Source organism: Amycolatopsis sp. WAC 04182 (assembly GCF_003947465.1).
In the GTDB taxonomy this organism is placed as follows: domain Bacteria; phylum Actinomycetota; class Actinomycetes; order Mycobacteriales; family Pseudonocardiaceae; genus Amycolatopsis.
In genome coordinates this window covers 449848-468011 of sequence record NZ_QHJJ01000006.1, presented here as the reverse complement: position 1 = coordinate 468011, position 18164 = coordinate 449848, and the positions used below count along the sequence as shown (strand labels likewise).

At 69.2% G+C, this 18164-nt stretch carries 13 protein-coding genes; 5 read left to right on the top strand and 8 right to left on the bottom strand.

Annotated features, from left to right (window positions below; genetic code table 11):
* Positions 1–36: 36 nt before the first annotated feature.
* Positions 37–1530, bottom strand: coding sequence for a chitinase (locus tag DMH01_RS31295; RefSeq protein WP_125681066.1), 1494 nt, complete (start codon positions 1528–1530; stop codon positions 37–39).
* A 161-nt stretch (positions 1531–1691) separates the two neighbouring features.
* On the opposite strand from DMH01_RS31295, the gene DMH01_RS31290 reads away from it, so the two are divergent.
* Entirely contained in the window at positions 1692–4064 is a 2373-nt protein-coding gene (locus DMH01_RS31290; protein ID WP_199745696.1) for a Tex family protein, read from the top strand.
* Positions 4065–4147: 83 nt separating this feature from the next.
* On the opposite strand, the gene DMH01_RS31285 is transcribed toward DMH01_RS31290, so the two are convergent.
* Positions 4148–5878: an acyl-CoA dehydrogenase gene (locus tag DMH01_RS31285; protein WP_199745695.1), complete on the bottom strand. Its 1731-nt coding sequence runs from the start codon at positions 5876–5878 to the stop codon at positions 4148–4150.
* 25 nt (positions 5879–5903) lie between these two features.
* On the bottom strand, positions 5904–7241 hold the full coding sequence (locus DMH01_RS31280) for a serine hydrolase (RefSeq protein WP_125681064.1): 1338 nt from the start codon (positions 7239–7241) through the stop codon (positions 5904–5906).
* Positions 7242–7516: 275 nt separating this feature from the next.
* Here DMH01_RS31280 and DMH01_RS31275 point away from each other — a divergent pair, with 275 nt between their 5' ends.
* Positions 7517–9151 (top strand): DEAD/DEAH box helicase, encoded by a 1635-nt coding sequence (locus DMH01_RS31275; RefSeq protein ID WP_125681062.1) that lies wholly within the window; start codon positions 7517–7519, stop codon positions 9149–9151.
* Positions 9152–9322: 171 nt separating this feature from the next.
* Here the strand turns inward: DMH01_RS31275 and DMH01_RS31270 are convergent, their stop codons facing one another.
* From DMH01_RS31270 to DMH01_RS31255, 4 genes are all read right to left on the bottom strand, one after another.
* The gene (locus tag DMH01_RS31270) at positions 9323–10255 is read right to left on the bottom strand and encodes an acyl-ACP desaturase (RefSeq protein WP_125681060.1); all 933 of its coding nucleotides are present in this window, start codon (positions 10253–10255) and stop codon (positions 9323–9325) included.
* 89 nt (positions 10256–10344) lie between these two features.
* Entirely contained in the window at positions 10345–11238 is an 894-nt protein-coding gene (locus tag DMH01_RS31265) for an ABC transporter permease (protein WP_125681058.1), read from the bottom strand.
* Positions 11225–12007, bottom strand: a complete 783-nt coding sequence (locus DMH01_RS31260) for an ABC transporter ATP-binding protein (protein ID WP_125681056.1) — start codon at positions 12005–12007, stop codon at positions 11225–11227. Before DMH01_RS31260 ends, DMH01_RS31265 begins: the two co-directional genes overlap by 14 nt.
* 16 nt (positions 12008–12023) lie before the next feature.
* The gene (locus DMH01_RS31255; protein ID WP_125681054.1) at positions 12024–13085 is read right to left on the bottom strand and encodes an ABC transporter substrate-binding protein; all 1062 of its coding nucleotides are present in this window, start codon (positions 13083–13085) and stop codon (positions 12024–12026) included.
* A gap of 216 nt (positions 13086–13301) precedes the next feature.
* On the opposite strand from DMH01_RS31255, the gene DMH01_RS31250 reads away from it, so the two are divergent.
* The gene (locus DMH01_RS31250; RefSeq protein WP_125681430.1) at positions 13302–14822 is read left to right on the top strand and encodes a sensor histidine kinase; all 1521 of its coding nucleotides are present in this window, start codon (positions 13302–13304) and stop codon (positions 14820–14822) included.
* 8 nt (positions 14823–14830) lie between these two features.
* Here DMH01_RS31250 and folP read toward each other — a convergent pair whose 3' ends face one another.
* Complete coding sequence (folP, locus tag DMH01_RS31245; RefSeq protein ID WP_125681052.1) at positions 14831–15697, bottom strand: dihydropteroate synthase; 867 nt, start codon at positions 15695–15697, stop codon at positions 14831–14833.
* Positions 15698–15855: 158 nt separating this feature from the next.
* Here folP and DMH01_RS31240 point away from each other — a divergent pair, with 158 nt between their 5' ends.
* Together DMH01_RS31240 and DMH01_RS31235 are read left to right on the top strand one after the other, a co-directional pair.
* Positions 15856–17016, top strand: coding sequence for a glycoside hydrolase family 105 protein (locus DMH01_RS31240; RefSeq protein ID WP_125681049.1), 1161 nt, complete (start codon positions 15856–15858; stop codon positions 17014–17016).
* A 143-nt stretch (positions 17017–17159) separates the two neighbouring features.
* A complete protein-coding gene (locus DMH01_RS31235) occupies positions 17160–18164 on the top strand; it encodes a helix-turn-helix domain-containing protein (protein ID WP_125681047.1) in 1005 nt (334 codons plus the stop codon).

Here is an 18164-nt window from a genome sequence, read left to right as displayed (position 1 = left end):
GCGCGACGCCGGCACCCGCCCCGGTCTAGCGGATCATCACGGGAGGCCGGCCAGGCCCGCGCTCACCGTGTTCGACCAGGCGTAGCCCTGCGAGGCGTCCCAGTTGATCGACCAGGTCATCGCGCCCCGGATCGTCGGGTACGTCGTCGAAGGCTTGAACGAACCGCAGTTCGTGCCCTTCGCGAGGCAGTTCAGCGCGTTGACCGTGTTGCCGGGCGCCTGGTAGCCGCCACCGGCCGCCGAGCCCGACGCGGGCAGGCCGAGCCCGACCTGGTCGGCCCGCAGACCGCTCTGCAGCTGGATGCAGGCCAGCGCGGTGAGGAAGTCGACCGTGCCCTGCGAGTAGACCTTCTGGTCGCAGCCGAGCATCGTGCCGCTGTTGTAGTACTGCATGTTGACGATCGTCAGGATGTCCTTGACGTTCAGCGCCAGCTTGAAGTACTCCGCCGCCGGGCTCTGCATGTCGATCGTCTGCGGCGCCATGGTGATCACCGTGCCGCCCGCCGCGTGGATGCTGCGCAGCGCCTGCGCCATGTAGGTCGCGTTGACGCCGTTCTCCAGATCGATGTCGACACCGTCGAAGCCGTAGGTCGCGATGAGCGACTTCATGCTGTTGGAGAAGTTCGTGGCCGCGGCCGCGGAGTCGACGCGGATCGTGCCCTTCTCACCGCCGACGGACAGGATGACCTTCTGCCCGCGCGCCTGCGCCGTCTTGATGTCGGCCTTGAACTGCGCGTCGGTGTAGCCGCCGAGCTGGCTCGAAAGACCCGAGTCGAGGGTGAAGGTGACCGCGCCCGGCGTCGCCGTCGCGTCGGCGAAGGACACCGCGATGATGTTGTACTTCGTCGGGACGTCGGCGAGCTTGAGCGCCTTCGCGCCGTTGTAGAAGTTCTGCCAGTAGCCGGTGATCACGTGCTTCGGCAGGTTTCCGGTCGGCGGGGTGCTCGTCGTGGTCGTCGGCGAGCTGGTGGTGGTGGTCGTCGTCGGGCTCGTGGACGTCGTCGGCGTGGTCGGCGTCGTGGTCGGCGAACCGCCGGGGCCGTCGAGGCTCACGTCGTCGGCGAAGTAGGCGGGCTGGCCGTACCACCCGTGCAGGTAGATCTCGACGCTCGTGGTGGACGCGCCGGTGGTGAAGCTCAGCGAGAGCTGCGACCAGCTGCCGCCGCCCGGGGTCCAGGTGTTCTTGTCACCCGTCCCGGTGCCGGTGACACCCAGGTAGGTGTAGCTGCCCTGCACCCAGGCAGACAGCGTGTACGCGGTGTTGGCCTTCACCGCCACGCTCTGCGAGCAGCGGGCGTTGTCCTGACCCGCCGGAGTGGCGCTGAGCGCGCGGCTGCCCGAGTGGACCGGCGTGGTGACCACCGAGGCCGTGCCGGTGCAGGTCCAGCCGCTCGTGGTCCCGAGTTCGAAGCCCGGGTTGGTCAGGATGTTGGCGGCCGAGGCACTGCCCGAGACCGCGAAAGTCACCCCCAGGCACACGGCCAGTGACGACAGCAGGGCGAGGAACGCGTGTTTGGGCTTCACTTTCACGACTGGCCTCCACGAACGGGTGATGTCGGCCACATCAAAATGGACTAGACCAATACAACTGTCAAGGGTTCGGTTAGAGGAGGCCATACGAAAGTCGGCTCGGCACGAGCGGCAGAATGCAGGGTCCGAGAGCACCCGAGGGCGGATTCAGGAGCGTGGGAGTGAGCGTGCAGGGCCTGCAGACAGTCGAGCAGAAGATCGCCGAAGAACTCGGTGTGCGCGAAGGGCAGGTCAAGGCGGCCGTCGACCTGCTGGACGGCGGATCGACCGTGCCGTTCATCGCCCGGTACCGCAAAGAGGTCACCGGGATGCTGGACGACACCCAGCTCCGCACCCTCGAAGAACGACTCCGCTACCTGCGTGAACTCGGCGAGCGCAAGGTCGCGGTGCTGGAGTCGATCCGCAGCCAGGGCAAGCTGGACGAGGCGCTCGAAGCGTCGATCATGGCGGCGGACACCAAGTCCCGCCTCGAAGACATCTACCTGCCGTACAAGCCCAAGCGGCGGACGAAGGCGATGATCGCCCGCGAGGCCGGTCTGGAGCCGCTCGCCGACGGGCTGCTGAGCGACCCGAACACCGATCCGCAGGCCGCGGCCGCGGTGTTCGTCGACGCCGACAAGGGCGTCGCGGACGCGCAGGCCGCGCTGGACGGCGCCCGCGCGATCCTCGTCGAACGTTTCGCCGAGGACGCCGACCTGATCGGCGAACTGCGCGAGAAGATGTGGGCGGAAGGCCGTCTGGCCTCGAAGGTCCGCGACGGCAAGGCCGAAGAGGGCGCGAAGTTCTCCGACTACTTCGAGTTCTCCGAGCCCTACACGAAGCTTCCCTCGCACCGGATCCTCGCGATGTTCCGCGGTGAGAAGGAGGAGATCCTCGACCTCACCATGGAGTCGGAGGAACCGACCGAGGAACCGCGCACCGGGCCGACCGAATACGAGAACCGCATCGCCCACAAGTTCGGCATCTCCAACGAAGGCCGCCCGGCCGACAAGTGGCTCGGCGACACCGTCCGCTGGGCGTGGCGCACGAAGATCCTGCTGCACCTGGGCATCGACCTGCGGATGCGGTTGCGCCAGTCGGCCGAGGACGACGCCGTCCGCGTGTTCGCCGCGAACCTGCGCGACCTGCTGCTCGCCGCCCCGGCGGGCACCCGCGCCACGATGGGCCTCGACCCGGGCTTCCGCACCGGCGTCAAGGTCGCCGTCGTCGACGCGACCGGCAAGGTCGTCGGCACCCACGTGATCTACCCGCACCAGCCCGCGAACAAATGGGACCAGTCCATCGCCGAACTCGCCGCGCTGTGCGCCCGGCACAAGGTGGACCTGATCTCGATCGGCAACGGCACCGCGTCGCGCGAGACCGACAAGCTCGCCGGTGAACTGATCAAGAAGCACCCGGAACTGAAGCTGACGAAGGCCGTCGTCTCCGAGGCGGGCGCGTCGGTCTACTCGGCTTCGGCGTTCGCGTCGCAGGAACTGCCGGGCATGGACGTCTCGCTGCGCGGCGCGGTCTCGATCGCGCGCCGGCTGCAGGACCCGCTGGCGGAACTGGTGAAGATCGACCCGAAGTCGATCGGCGTCGGGCAGTACCAGCACGACCTGTCGGAGATCTCGCTGTCGCGTTCGCTCGACGCGGTGGTCGAAGACTGCGTGAACGCCGTCGGCGTGGACGTCAACACCGCGTCGGCGCCGCTGCTGACCCGCGTCTCGGGTATCACGACGACGCTGGCGGAGAACATCGTCGCGCACCGCGACGAGAACGGTCCGTTCAAGACGCGGAGCGGGCTCAAGGAGGTCGCGCGGCTCGGCCCCAAGGCGTTCGAGCAGTGCGCGGGCTTCCTCCGGATCCCGGACGGCGACGACCCGCTCGACTCGTCCTCGGTGCACCCGGAGGCCTATCCGGTGGTGCGGCGGATCCTGTCCTCGACCGGCACGGACATCCGCTCGCTGATCGGCAACGCGCGGACCCTGCAGGCGCTGAAGCCCACGGAGTTCGTCGACGACACCTTCGGTCTCCCGACAGTGACCGACATCCTCGCCGAACTCGAAAAGCCGGGCCGCGACCCGCGTCCGGCGTTCAAGACCGCGACCTTCGCCGACGGCGTCGAGAAGATCGGCGACCTCAAGCCGGGCATGCGGCTGGAAGGTGTCGTGACGAACGTGGCGGCGTTCGGCGCGTTCATCGACGTCGGCGTGCACCAGGACGGCCTCGCGCACGTCTCGGCGCTGTCGAAGAACTTCGTCAAGGACCCGCGTGAGGTCGTCAAGCCCGGCGACATCGTCAAGGTGAAGGTCCTGGAGGTCGACGTGCCGCGCAAGCGGATCTCGCTGACCCTGCGGCTGGACGACGAGCCCGGCAAGCCCGCTCGTGAGCAGGGCGGCGGCGGTCGTGACCGCGGCCAGGGCGGTCAGCGTCAAGGCGGCGGTCAGCGTGGCGGCCAGGGCGGCCGCGGTGGCGGCCGGGACCGCGGCGGCAACTCCGGTGGCGGCGGCGCCATGGCGGACGCGCTCCGGAAGGCCGGCTTCGGCAAGTAGAGCGGCTGAAGGGCGCTTTCCCCGCATGCGATGCGGGGAAAGCGCCCTTCACTGCGTCAGATGTGGGGAAAGTCCCCTTCAGCTCACGGGTTCATGGCGTAGGCGCCCGAGAGGTCCCGCACCAGCGACCACACGTGGTCGAAACGGGCCGCGTCGACGACGGGCTTCCGGATCGAAGCCAGCGCGAGCGCCTGCTGCGCCTCGGTCGAGGACGACTTCCCGTGCAGTTCCACCGCGGTGGCGCTGAAGTCCTGCACCAGGATGGCGAAGATCTGGTCGACGACCTCGGTCTCGATGCCGGTGATCTCGGCCTGCTCCAGCACCAGCTGCCCGTAGACGACCAGCGTGAACAGCTCGGTCAGCGCGAGACCGAAGTCGATGTCCTGCTGCTGAGCCTCGTCCGGCGCCGCTTCGGTGAACAGCTTCACCAGCGCCTCGGCCTGCTCGGTGAACCGTGCGACGTTCGGGATCGCGGACGCCTTGGCGTACGCCTCACGCCAGTCGTGGAACCGCACCTTCGAGAGCCCGCGCGCGGGGCCCTGGCGGAACAGGAACTCGTCGTCGGCCGCGTCGGAACGGGTCGGCACCGGCTCGTAGGCCTGCGGCGCGAACAGGTACGCGGGCACGAACTTCGCGATCAGCGCGAGGTTCACCGCCACCGTGCCTTCCAGCTTCGGCAGGCCGTCGATGTCGTTCTTGGACATCGCGAGGTAGGTGTCGGCCTCGAAACCCTTGGCCGCCACCACATCCGCGACCAGGCCGATGACCTTCTGCGCCTCGGTGGTCACCTTCATCTTGGTGATCGGGTTGAACAACAGGTACCGGCGGTCGTCCGCGTTCGCGCTGCGGAAGTAGTCCACGGCACGGTCGGAGAACAGCTTCATCGCGACGAGCCGCGCGTAGGCCTCGACGAATTCCCGGCGCACGTGCGGGAATTCGGTGACCTTCTTGCCGTAGAGCACCCGGTTGTGCGCGTGCGTGATCGCCTCGTACAGCGAGTGCGTCGACATCCCGATGCCGCCGAAGCACAGGTTGAACTTGCCGATGTTGACCGTGTTCAGCGCCGCGGAGAACGCCTCGGCGCCGACGTGCAGAATGTCCTCTTCGGACACCGGGTAGTCGTTGAGCTCGAACTCGGCGACGTACATCTGCGACGGGACGACGTTCTTCACCACTCGGTAGTTCGGATGCTCCGAGTCCGCGTAGAAGAACACGTACTGGTCCGGCCCTTCGACACCGTCGATGCGGCCGAACACGGACACGGTCCGCGCGCAGTTGCCGTTGCCGATGTAGTACTTCGACCCGTTCGCGCGGTAGCCGCCCTCGCCGTCCGGGGTGAGCACGAGGTCCGACGAGTAGATGTCGGCCCCGTGCTCCTTTTCGGACAGTCCGAACGCGGCGACGCCGCCGGCGGCGAGCGAGTCCGCCGCGCGTTTGCGGGCGGCCTCGTTCGCGCTCTGCCACACCGGGCCCAGGCCGAGGATGGTGACCTGCCACGGATACCAATAGTTCAAGCCGTAGAAGCCGAGGATTTCCGACAGGGCCGCGACCCGCGCGGTGTCCCAGCGCTTGTCGGGGTTCCCCTCGGCGTTGGCGCCGGGAGTGAGGAACGTGGAGAACAGGCCTTCCTTGCCCGCGAACTCGATGAAGTCCGCATAGAAGGTTCGGTCGTGGTAGTCCTCGACGAGCTTGCGTTTGCCACGCTGTTCGAACCACTCGATGGTGGCACGCAGCAGGCGACGCGTCTCCGGGTCGAACTGCCGTGGGTCGTACCCACCCGGGTTCAGCAACAACGCGGTCGCCTTTTCGCTCATGGTCACTCCTGGTCAGCCGAAGTTACTACCCGGTAACCGTAGCGCCTCGCTTCGCCGTCCGGCCACCGAACTCGATCGAAGTCACCTCCCCGTGGTCGTTCCGCAGGAAACGCGCGGTGGGCTTGCGGGTGTCGGCGGCGGGGGCGATCGCGTCGCCGCCCACGAAAACGGCCTCGAACGGCGGCGGAGACGGGAAGCCCTCGACGTCGGCGACCAGCTGGGCCCAGAGCGCGCCGTCCCGGTCCTTGACCACGAACGCCAGGTCGCCGGTCTGGTAGCGGCCCAGGTACTCGGCGATGTCCGGCTGCGGGACCGGCGGCGGGCTCGTGAGCGGCGGCAGCCCGACCACGTTCTCCAGGCACCAGTCGACGATCTTCGCGCCCAGGGCGGACCCGCCCGCGCTGTTGGTCAGCACCGTGACGGCGAAGTCCTCCTCCGGCAAGGTCACGAATTCCGACAGCTGCAGGTTGCTCACGTTGCCGCCGTGCCGGACCAGCCGGGCGGCGCCGTGGGTCGTGTGCAGCCAGCTCAGCCCGACCTCCTCGAACCGCAGTGCGGCCTTGCGCTGCGGGGCACGCATGAGATCGCGGGTGGCTTCACTGATCGGCGGCTTGCCCTCGGCCTCGCCGGTCAGGAAGAACCGGGCCCACTTCAGCTGGTCCCCCGCGGTCGACCACAGCCCGCCGCTCGCGCTGTCCGCGCGGGTCAGGCCCACCGTGTGCTCGACCGCCGCTTCACCGTCGCGCAGCACGTGCCCGACGGCGTGACGGCGCGTGAGCACCTCCCACGGCAGGTAATACGACTCGGTCATGCCGAGGGGTTCGAGCAGCCGGGCGCGGACCACGTCCTCGAAGGGTTCGCCCGCCACCACCTCGACGACCCGGCCTGCCAGCTGGAATCCGGCGTTGCAGTAGGAGAACACCTCGCCGGGCGGGAAGTTCTGCGGCAGGTCGCCGAACTTCGCGATCGCGAGGGCCAGTGCGTCGTCTCCCCACCCGGTGGTGAAGTCGACGTCGCCGAGGAAACCGGCCGAATGCGTGAGCAGCTGACGCAGGGTCACCGTCTTCCGCGCCACCGGATCCGCCAAGGGGAGGTCGGGCAGGTACTCGACGACCGGCCTGTCCAGGTCCAGCGCACCGTCTTCGACCAGGGCCAGCACGGCGGCCGCGGCGAAGGTCTTGCTGGTGGAGCCGATCATGAACAACGTGCCGGGATCGACCGGAAGTCCGGTGTCCACACTGGACACACCGGTGGCGAAAACCGACTCCTCTCCCCGGTACGTCACCCCCACCACCGCGCCGGGGACGCTCGCGCGACGCGCCTCCTCGTCGAGCACCCCTTGCAGATCCTGAACGTTCGACACCCGTGTCCCCTTTCGTCCGGTCAGGCCAGCGTTTCACCGCGACGCCGCGCCCGGTTCGTCCGAGCCGACGAACATCACCGGACCGGTGCGGGCGATATCACGTAGCCCGGGAGATCAGGACCCAGTACACTGGACGACGCGGTCCGCTCAGTTCTGCCTCGGGCCGCGTTTCGTTGTCGAAGACCACGCGCCGCGGCCCCCCGAGGTCTGCGCCGGGCAGGACAACCGTTCCTATCCTTACGGAGATACCAGGGCGCCCGTGCGCCCACACGCTTATGAGCACACCTACTTTCACCGAACTCGGCCTGCCCAAGACCCTCGTGGACTCGCTCGCCGAACAGGGCGTCACCAGCCCGTTCCCCATCCAGGCCGCCACGCTGCCGCATTCGCTGGCAGGCCGGGACGTCCTCGGCCGCGGCCGCACCGGCTCCGGCAAGACCTACGGCTTCGTGCTGCCCGTCCTCGCCCGGCTCGCCGAAGGCCCGACCCGCCGCCGCCCCGGCCGCCCGCGTGCGCTGGTCCTGGCGCCGACGCGCGAACTGGCGACCCAGATCGAGGCGTCGTTCCTGCCGCTGGCGAAACCGCTCGGCCTCCGGGTCACCACGATCTTCGGCGGCGTCAGCCCCAACCCGCAGATCACCAGGCTGCGTGACGGCGTCGACATCGTCGTCGCGTGCCCCGGCAGGCTCGCCGACCACATGCGCTCCGGCGAGGCGAAACTCGACCACGTCGAGATCACCGTGCTGGACGAGGCCGACCACATGGCCGACCTCGGCTTCCTGCCCGACGTCCGGCGCATCATGGCCGAGACCCCGGAGCGCGGGCAGCGGCTGCTGTTCTCCGCGACCCTCGACGCGGGCGTCGACGTGCTGGTCAAGCGCTTCATGCACGACCCGGTCACGCACAGCGTCGACTCGGCCCAGTCGCCGGTCTCCACGATGAAGCACCACGTGCTGCACCTGGAGGAGACCCACCGGCTGCCGGTGCTGATCGACCTCACCGCCGCGCCCGGCCGCACGCTCGTGTTCACCCGGACGAAGCACCGCGCCAAGCAGCTGACGCGCAAGCTCATGGCTTCCGGCGTGCCGGCGGTCGAACTGCACGGCAACCTCGGCCAGACGGCCCGCACCCGCAATCTGGAGGCGTTCGCCTCCGGCGCGGCGAAGACGCTGGTCGCGACCGACATCGCCGCACGCGGTATCCACGTCGACGACGTCACGCTGGTCATCCACGCGGACCCGCCCGTCGAGCACAAGGCGTACCTGCACCGCTCCGGCCGGACGGCGCGGGCCGGTGCGTCCGGCACCGTCGTCACGCTGATGACCGACGCGCAGGTCGGCGACGTCCGTGACCTCACCCGCAAGGCGGGCATCAAGCCGACCACGACGCAGCTCGGCCCCGGCCACCCGCTGCTTTCGGAGCTGGCGCCCGGTGAGCGTTCGTTCACCGCGTCGCCGCGTCGGCCGATCGTGGACACGCGGCCGAAGCGGGTCAGCGCCAGCGGTGAAGCCATCCCGGGCAAGGGCGACGACGAAGATCGTCCGGCGAGCGGTGGACGCGGCCGAGGTGGTCGCGGCCGGGGTCCCTCCGCCGGTGGCCGTGGCGCTTCCGGTGGCCGTCGCAGCGGCTCTTCCGACGGCCGTTCGCGTCAGCCTCGCACCGAGGGCGACCGTCGCGGCGCTTCCGCCGGTCAAGGCCGTCGCGCGGCCGAAAGCACCGGACGTCGCGAAGGCGCGCCCAAGGGCGGCGGCCAGGCCCGTCGCGGTTCCGCCGAATCCCAGCCCCGCCGGGGCTCCGGTGCCGCCAAGTCGCAGTCCTCGCGGAACCAGTCCGGCGGCGCTCCGGCCCGTCGCGGCGGTGCCGCCGCTTTCTCCTCGGGGACCCGTGCCGGCTCGCGCCGCTCGCGCTAGCCCTTCACGCGAGTTACGCCTCTGAACACGCGAGTTACGCCTTCCATCACGCGAGTTACCCCTCTAGTCACGCGAGTTACGCCTTCCGTCCCAGCACGGCCGGCCCGACTCAGCGTGCTTGGAGGCGTAACTCGCGTGTTTGAGTGCGTAACTCGCGTGCTTGGGGGCGTATCACGCGTTTCGGGCGGCGGCGCGGGCCTCAGAGGCCGCGCGGCGCTCCTCGAAGCGCGAAGCCTGGGTGTCGAGGGCCTTCAGGAACTGGTCGAGTTCGTCCCGCGCCTTCTCCCCCACCTCGCCGAGCCCTTCGAGCTCGAAGATCTTCCACTGCCGCAGCAACGGCCAGATCACCTCGTCGTGGTGGATCCGCAGGTCGTAGATGCCCGCCTTCGCGATCAGCGCGGCCTTCCGCACGAAGCTCGGGATCACCGCGCCCGGCATCTGGAACTGGACGACCTCGTCGGTGATGGCGCGCATCATCGCGTCGGGTGACAGCTCCAGCGACGCCTGCACCAGGTTCCGGTAGAAGAGCATGTGCAGGTTCTCGTCCATCGCGACCCGCGCGAGCAGCTTCTCGCACAGCGGATCCTGCGTGTACTTGCCGGTGTTGCGGTGCGAAATCCGCGTCGCCAGCTCCTGGAAGGACACGTACGCGAAGACGTTCAGCAGTTCCTTGTCGCCGCTGTCGTACCCGGCTTCCATGGTCTGCATCCGCGACCGCTCCAGCTCGACCGGGTCCACCGCGCGCGTCACCAGCAGGTAGTCGCGGATGCAGATCCCGTGGCGGCCCTCTTCGGCGGTCCAGCGATGCACCCACGTGCCCCACGCGCCGTCGCGGCCGAAAGCGCGCTCGATCTCACGGTGGTAGCTCGGCAGGTTGTCCTCGGTGAGGAGGTTGACCTCCAACGACGTCCGCGCGATCGGCGACACCCGGGACTGCTCGGGATCCCACGCCTCACCGCCGAGATCGGCGAAGTTACGGCCCTCGTCCCAGGGCACGTACTCGTGCGGCATCCATTCCTTGGCGACCGAGAGATGCCGATTGAGGTTCTCCTCCACCGTCCCCTCGAGCTCGAGCATCAGCCGGGTGGTTTCGGGGACCGCCATGCGTTTCGTCCTTCCAGGGTACGGAAAACGCCTACCTACGACACCGTAACTTACGGTGTCGTAGGTTTGCCACCTCCGGAAGGTGAACGCTAAAGCGAGGCCGTCAGCCCCCGTGCCCGCAGGACCGACCGTTCCAGCGGCCGGAACAGCACCAGCTCGATACCGACGCCGACCAGCAGGATCAGGAAGATGGCCGACATCACGGCCTCCATGCTGTTGAACGACGAGCCTTCGTGCAGGTAGGCGCCGAGTCCCTTGCCGAGCGCCGGCGACAGCGCGATCAGCTCGGCGGCCATCAGCGAACGCCACGAGAACGCCCAGCCCTGCTTGAGCCCGGCGAGGAATCCGGGCAGCGCGGCGGGCAGCAGGATGTGCCGCGCGGACGAAAGCCTGCTCGCGCCCATCACCTGGCCCACCCGCGGCAGTATCGGCGGGATCTGGTCGATGCCGGCGACCAGGCCGTTGGCGATCGAAGGCACCGAACCGAGCAGGACCACGAAGTAGATCGACGCGTCGTTCAGCCCGAACCACAGGATCGCCGCGGGCACCCAGGCCACCGACGGAAGGCTCTGCAGCCCGGTCAGGAACGGTCCGACCGCGGCCCGGACGACCCGGACCTTCGCCACCAGCAGCCCGAGCGGGGTCCCGATGACCACGCCGATCAGGAAGCCCAGCGCGGCGCGGTGCACCGACGTCCAGACGAACTCGAAGATCTCCCCGTCGACGGTGATGCCGACGAGCTCGTCCCAGACCGCGAGCGGCGCGGGAAGCATGGCCTCCGGCCAGAACGCGGCGGCCCACAGGGCCTGCCACAGCGCGACCAGAAACACCAGGAAGACCACCGGCGGCACGAAGCCGCGCAAGAATCGCTTTCCCCGGCTTTCCCGGCGTTCCCCGGTGGGGGTGTCGAGCGAGTCGAGTCCCGCGCCGACGGCCTCGTCGGCGTCTTCCGCCGCGGTTGCGGGGCGGTCAAGCCGCGGCATGGGTACTGATCACCTCCCGGAGGTGACCGGTGATCTCCAGCGTCAGCTCTTCGGCGTCGGAGGCCTGGACGTCGCGCCATTCCCGCACGACCCGGCCGGGCCGCGACGAAAGCAGCACGACCCGCTGGCCGAGCCGGACGGCCTCTCGGACGTCGTGGGTCACGAACAGCACCGACGTGCCGGTGCTGCGGTAGACGCGCAGCAGTTCACCCTGCAGGACGTCGCGGGTGATGGCGTCGAGCGCGGCGAACGGCTCGTCCATCAGCAGCAGCGACTGCTCCGGGTCACCGCCGACGCGCAGGGTGGCGGCCAGTGCCCTGGCGAGCGCGACGCGCTGCCGCATCCCGCCGGACAGCTCGTGCGGCCGCTTGTCGCCCGCACCGCCGAGGCGGACGAGTTCGAGCAGTTCGGCCGCCTTTTCGCGACGCTCGGACCGGCCGAAACCGGCGAGGCGCAGCGGCAGTTCCACGTTGCGGGCCGCGGTCAGCCACGGCATCAGCGCGGCCTCCTGGAACATGACCGCGGGCCGCGAGGTCTCGAGCGTGATCGAGCCCGACGTCGGCCGGTCGAGCCCGGCGACCAGGTTGAGCAGGGTGCTCTTGCCGCAGCCGGAGGCGCCGAGGAGACAGACGAACTCGCCGGGGGCGACCGTCAGATCCATCCCGTCGAGGGCCACGACGGCGCGGCCGGTCGGCCCGAAGGCCTTCCGCACCCCGTCGAGGCGCACGGCGACACCGGTGGACAGGCCGGGCTCCAAGGTGGTCGTCATCGCTGATCCCCTCCGGTCACTTCGTCAGCCCGGGCGCGTTCACGCCGGGCTTGCCCTGCTCGGAAAGCACGGCGTTGAGCGGGCCGAAATCGGCGAACCCCTTGAGGTCCACCGCAGACTTCACCACGCCCGCGGTCACCGAGTCCTGTGCGAGCTGGGTGAAGGTCGACGCCACCGGGTCGATGCCGAGTTCGATGCCGGAGAACGCGCGATCGAGAACGGCCTCGCTCAGGGTGCTGCCCGCGAGCGCCTTGAGCTCGCCGTTGACGACCTTCTTCGCCTCGACGGGGTTGGTCTTCGCCCACTCGATGGCGGCGAGTTCACCCTTGAGGATGGCGGTGACGGTCTCCGGGTGCTGCTGCAGGAACTCGCTGCGGACGATCACGACCGTGGTCGGGAACTTGCCTTCCGGCCACAGCGTCTTCTCGTCCAGCAGGACCTTCGCGCCCGCGTCGAGCACGAGCCGCGAAGACCACGGCTCCGGCAGCCAGCCGCCGTCGAGCTCGCCCTTCTTGAAGGCGTCGAACGTCTTCGGGTTGTCGAGGTTCGTGACCTTGACGTCGGACAGCTTCTTCTCGGCGACGAACTTCTTGAGCGCGACGTCCTGGGTGTTCGCCAGCGACGGCGTCGCGATGTTCTTCCCGGCGAGTTGCTCCGGCGTGGTGATCTCCGGCTTCACGACCAGCTGGGCGCCGCCGGTGACCGCGCCGGAGACCAGCTGGATGGCGCCCTTGGACTTGGTGAAGGCGTTGATGGCCGGGCCGGAGCCGATGAACGCGATGTCGAGCGAGTTGCCGAGCAGCGCGTTGACCTCTTCGGGTCCGGCGTTGAACGTCTGGGTGGTGAGCTTCGTCGAGCCGAGTTCCTTGGCGAAGAAGCCGTTCTTGGTCCCGATCAGCGCGGGCGCGTGCGTCACGTTGGGGAAGTACCCGACGCGCACCTCGGCCGCGGCGCCCTGGCTCTTCTGCTCCGCCGGAGCGGCGCCGCTGTCCGCACGCGAACACCCCGCGATCCCGCCGGCCAGTGTCAGGGCGGCGAAGGCCGCGGCCAGCAAGCGGGTTCTGTGGTGGGTGCGCACGGAAGGTCGCCTTTCGGAGGATACGACTCGGCTCGGGTGGTGGCGCGAGAGTCGCATGTTCACCCACGTGCCTGCATCGCCATCCGAATGACGGGAAAGATGCTGAGAATCCTTGACACCAGGCGGAACTCCTGTTCCACATTTCAGGACCGGTGTAACGGATCGGGCCGAACGGGCGAATCACGCTTAGTGGTGACGCACCCTCGTACCGTCGCGATGGCGGGCGTGCTGACCGCCGGGATCGGCATGGGCGTCGTCGCGTCGACGCTCAAGATCGCCGACGGCACGCACACCGTGCTCGACACCACCCTGTCCACGGCGACGGGGTTCCTCTTCCTTCTCGCCGGCGCCGTCGCGCACGTGCGCCGCACCTCGAACCCCATCGGGCTGCTCATCGCGCTGGCCGGGCTCGCGTTGTTCGCCGAGGACCTGCAGTTCGCCGAAGACCCGCTCATACATACGGCGGGCTTGGCGCTGTCGGCCGCGTCGAGCCCGGTGATCGCGCATCTGGTGCTCGCCTTCCCGCACGGGAAGCTCCGGTCACGCTCCGAACGGGTGCTCGCCTTCTCCGCGTACGCCGTGGTCTTCGGGTCGGCCGTCCTCGGCCTGCTGGTCAACGACGATCCGAAGAACCTCGCCGCGGTCGCCGCGTCGCCGGAGGCCGAACAGCTGGTCAAACGGCTGCTGGAGCTCGTCGGCGCGCTGATCGGCGGCGGGGTCGTGGTGGTGCTGCTCTACCGCTGGCTCACCGGACGGATTCCGCAGCGGCGACTGCTCTCCCCCGTCCTCGCGATCGCCGTGGTCGGCGCGCTGAGCACCACGGTCGGCAACGCGCTCGGCTCCGGGCACCCGTTGTCCGGACCGCTGCTGGACGTCTACCGGATCTCGTTCTGCCTGTGGCCGCTGACGTTCCTGATCGGCGTGCTGCGGGCCCGGGTCGGCAACGCGGAGATGATCCGGCTCCTGCTGGAACGCGACGGCTCGGGGCTGGCCGCGCTCGTGCAGGACGACGAAGTGTGGAAGGACAGCCGGTCGATCGACGCGCTCAACGCGGCGGCCGGGCTGGTGCTGGACAACCAGCGGCTCGCCGCCGAACTGGAGGAGCGCCTCGTCGAGGTCCAAGCCTCCCGTGCCCGCATCGTGGCCGCCGCCGACGACGAGCGGAGGCGGGTCGAGCGGGATCTGCACGACGGCGCCCAGCAACGCCTGGTCAGTGTCGTCCTGCTGCTGCGGATGGCGGAGCGACGGCTCGGCGGCGAACTCACCCCCGCCGTCGCGACCCTGCTGAGGAGCACCATCGACGAACTGCAGGCCACGGTCACCGAACTGCGCGAACTCGCGCGCGGGCTCCGGCCCGCGATCCTCACCGAAGCCGGGCTGATCCCCGCGGTCCGGTCACTGCTGGACCGCGTCCCGCTCACCGTCGATCTCGCGGGCGCGGACGTGCCGCGGCTCAGCGGCGCCGTCGAGGCGACGGCCTATTTCGTCGTCTCGGAGGCGGTCACCAATGCGTTGAAACACGCGCGGGCGGGGGAGGTCCGCGTGTGCATCCGCGTCGAGGACGACGGCCTGCGGGTGGACGTCCACGACGACGGCACCGGCACGGCCGACATCGGCGGCGGCTCCGGGCTGTACGGCCTCCGTGACCGGGTCCGCGCGCTCGGCGGCGAACTGACCGTCGCGAGCGAACCCGGATCGGGCACCACGGTTTCGGCCGTCATCCCCTTGGACGGCTAGGCCGTGTCCTAGGCCAGCCCGCGGATGGCGCGCGCGGGCGGCCGCGTCCCCTGGATCGACGCGACCATCTCCAGCACCTGCCGGGTGCGCCGTACCTCGTGGACCCGGAACACCTTGGCCCCCTCGGCCACCGCCCAGGCCGTGGCGGCGAGGGTGCCGTCGACCCGCTCCGCGAGTTCCACGCCGAGTGTCTCGCCCACGAAGTCCTTATTGGACAGTGCCATCAGGACCGGCCAGCCGGTGTCGGCCAGTTCCCGCGCGTGCCGCAGCAGCGCCAGGCTGTGCCACGTGTTCTTGCCGAAGTCGTGCGTCGGGTCGATCAGCACCCCTTCACGCGGGACACCGAGCGCGACGACGGCTTCGGCGTGCGCCGTGGTCTCCGCGACGACGTCCGCGACGATGTCCGGGTAGTGCACCCGGAACGGGCGGGTGCGCGGGACGGCGTTCCCGGTGTGCGAGCAGACGTAACCGGTGCCGAACTCGGCGGCGACCTCGGCCAGTTTCGGATCGGCTCCCGCCCAGGTGTCGTTGATCAGGTCCGCGCCCGCTTCCGCCGCGCGCCTGCCGACCTCGTGGCGCCAGGTGTCGACACTGATCACCAGGCCGGAGTGCAGTTCGCGGATCCGCTCGACGAACGGAACCACCCGTCGGATCTCTTCCTCGACATCGACCTCAGCGCCGGGGCCTGCCTTGACCCCGCCGATGTCCACGATGTCGGCGCCGTCGGCCACCGCCCCGGCGACGGCGGCGAGCGCGGCCGGATCCGAGAAGGTCGCCCCCTTGTCGTAGAAGGAGTCGGGGGTACGGTTGACGATCGCCATGACCAGGGCGCGGTCCCGGGCGACGCGGCGGCCGCGGAAGGTCAGCTCGTTCACGCACCGATCGTAGGCGAGCCGGCGGCTTCGCAGGAGAGTGCCGCCCAGCGGGAAGAGATCGGATCTCTCTTGACTCGCCGACGAGCACCCGGGTAGACGTTGTCCCACAAGGAAATTCAGCCCAGCGACCCGTTTCCCGACGTAGGAAAGGGCCCCGAATGTCCCCAGATCCTCTTCGCGCGGCACGGCTTTCCCGGCGCACGATGCTGGCGGGAACCGCGGGCGCCCTCGGCGCTCTCGCCCTGCCCGGCGTGGCGTCGGCGGCTCCGGTGGATTGGTCGCGCGCCGTCGTCGATTCGACGATGAAGCGGCACACCCCGGCCACCCTCGGCGGCTGGGGCTACACCCGCGGCCTCTACCTGTACGGCCAGTACCTGGTGTACCGGCGCACCGGCGAGAAGTCCTACCTCGACTACATCCTCGCCTGGTACGACCGCTTCGTCACCGAAAGCGGGATCTCGAACAATTTCACCAACCTGGACGCGATGCGCTCCGGGCAGATGTTCCCCTTGCTGTATACCGAAACCGGGCAGGCGAAATACAAGACCGCGGCGGACCAGTTGCGCGCGCGGTTCCCGTCCTATCCCCGGACGTCCGACGGCGGGATGTTCCACGCCACGAGCAGGGTCGGACAGTTATGGGCGGACGGCGTGTACATGGCGCAGCCGTTCCTCGCCCTGTACGGCAAGACCTTCGGGGATGCCGCCTACTGCTATGAAGAGGCCGCGAAGAACGTCAGCGTCTACTTCGACCGGCTCAAGGAGCCCGCGAAGGGCCTGCTGTACCACGCCTACGACGAAGACGGCTCGGAACCGTGGGCGTCGGGCCCCGGACGGCATTCGAAATTCCACTGGGGCCGTGCGATCGGCTGGCTCGGGATGACGGCGATCGACCTCCTCGAAATCCTCCCCCGCGACCATCCGCGACGCCGCCGGCTCGTCGACGTCGTGAAATTCCTCGCCGCGGGGTACACCCGCTGGCAGGACCGGGCTTCGGGCCGCTGGTTCCAGGTCGTCGACCGGGGCGGCGACAAGGACAACTGGCTGGAGACCTCGGCTTCGGCGATGTACACCTTCCTGCTCTCCCGCGCGGTGGAACGCGGCTACGTCGGCGCCGAGTACCGGCCCGTGGCCGCGAAGGGTTATCGCGGGGTTTTGTCCCAGGTTTCGACCGGATCCGACGGATCGACCGATATCTCGAACATCTCCGAAGGCACCAACGTCGGCGATACGGCGTATTACTACGCACGAAAACGCAACACCAACGATTTCCACGGTCTCGGCGCGTTCCTCATCATGAATGAGCAACTCGCCCACTGAGGTCGCCGCACCGGCCGAAGGGCGCTTTCCCCGCTTCCGACCTGGGAAAGCGCCTTTCGGCCTTTTTCCGGCCGGGTGCCGGGTATTGACCGGAGGCGCTAACATCGCGTGCTGCGACGCCCACTCCCAGGAGGGACGACCGGATGCGCGAGACGCCGCCCCCGGCTTCTTATACCCGGCTCGAACTCGGTGACACCAGCACGATCCCGGTCGGTGTGACGGTTTCCCCGCACATCTCGCTGGTTTCGATGCTCGTCGAGGTCGTCGGGGGGTACGACCGCGGCCTGCCCGCCGCCTGGCGCCGTCAGGTGGGTTCGGCGATCCCCGAGCAGGGATACCGCGCGGCGAGCTCACTCGCCCGCCGCGGCACCTCGGTGCAACCGGACTTCATCGTCCCGATCAGTCCCGGGGAGGACTGTTCCGCCGCGGCCCAGGCGGAAATGCTGCGGGAACTGACGGAATCCGACGTCCTGAAAGGCCTGGAAGAGGTCTTCGGAGACCAGGTGCCCGCGCAGTGGCGGCAGGCCGCCGACCATCCGAGACGCTGGGCCGCCTCGCTCGCGGACGCCTTCACCGCGACGAGGCTGGCGACCGAAAACCTCTGGACCAAGGCCCGGCCCCTGCTCGATCGCGAGATCGAACGGATCGGCGTCGCCTCCGTCCGCGGCGGGACGGACGCGGTGCTCGGCCTGCTGCGGCCGCATTTCCGGTTCAGCAACGGCTGTCTGCTGCTGCCCGACGCGGAGCCGGCGAAGTACGCCGTCCACGGCCGCAAACTGATCCTCGTCCCGATGCTCGCGGGCAGCCGCTCGGTGGTGTCCAATTTCGACGAAGAGGACGCCATCTGGATCGGCTACCCGCTGCCCGGACTCGACGGCCTGCTCGACGGCGGCAAGGCCGAACCGGCCCCCGGTATCGACGGACTCGATCTGGTCGTCGGCGCCCACCGCGCGAAACTGTTGCGGCACTTGGGAAAGCCCGCCCGGATGGGCGAGATCGCGAATCTGTTGTCCTGTGCCGCGAGCACCGCGACCTACCACTGCGAACAGCTCGTCTCGGCGGGGCTGATCCAGCGGCACCGCGAGGGCCAGGTGGTGCTCGTGGCCCGGACTCCTCGCGGTGACGCGCTGGTGGATCTGCTGTCCTGA

Coding starts and splice junctions, on each gene's coding strand:
- DMH01_RS31235 (WP_125681047.1), top strand. CDS start 17,160: ATGCGCGAGACGCCGCCCCCGGCTTCTTATACCCGGCTCGAACTCGGT.
- DMH01_RS31260 (WP_125681056.1), bottom strand. CDS start 12,007: ATGACGACCACCTTGGAGCCCGGCCTGTCCACCGGTGTCGCCGTGCGC.
- DMH01_RS31265 (WP_125681058.1), bottom strand. CDS start 11,238: ATGCCGCGGCTTGACCGCCCCGCAACCGCGGCGGAAGACGCCGACGAG.
- DMH01_RS31240 (WP_125681049.1), top strand. CDS start 15,856: ATGTCCCCAGATCCTCTTCGCGCGGCACGGCTTTCCCGGCGCACGATG.
- DMH01_RS31275 (WP_125681062.1), top strand. CDS start 7,517: ATGAGCACACCTACTTTCACCGAACTCGGCCTGCCCAAGACCCTCGTG.
- DMH01_RS31250 (WP_125681430.1), top strand. CDS start 13,302: ATGGCGGGCGTGCTGACCGCCGGGATCGGCATGGGCGTCGTCGCGTCG.
- DMH01_RS31285 (WP_199745695.1), bottom strand. CDS start 5,878: ATGAGCGAAAAGGCGACCGCGTTGTTGCTGAACCCGGGTGGGTACGAC.
- DMH01_RS31270 (WP_125681060.1), bottom strand. CDS start 10,255: ATGGCGGTCCCCGAAACCACCCGGCTGATGCTCGAGCTCGAGGGGACG.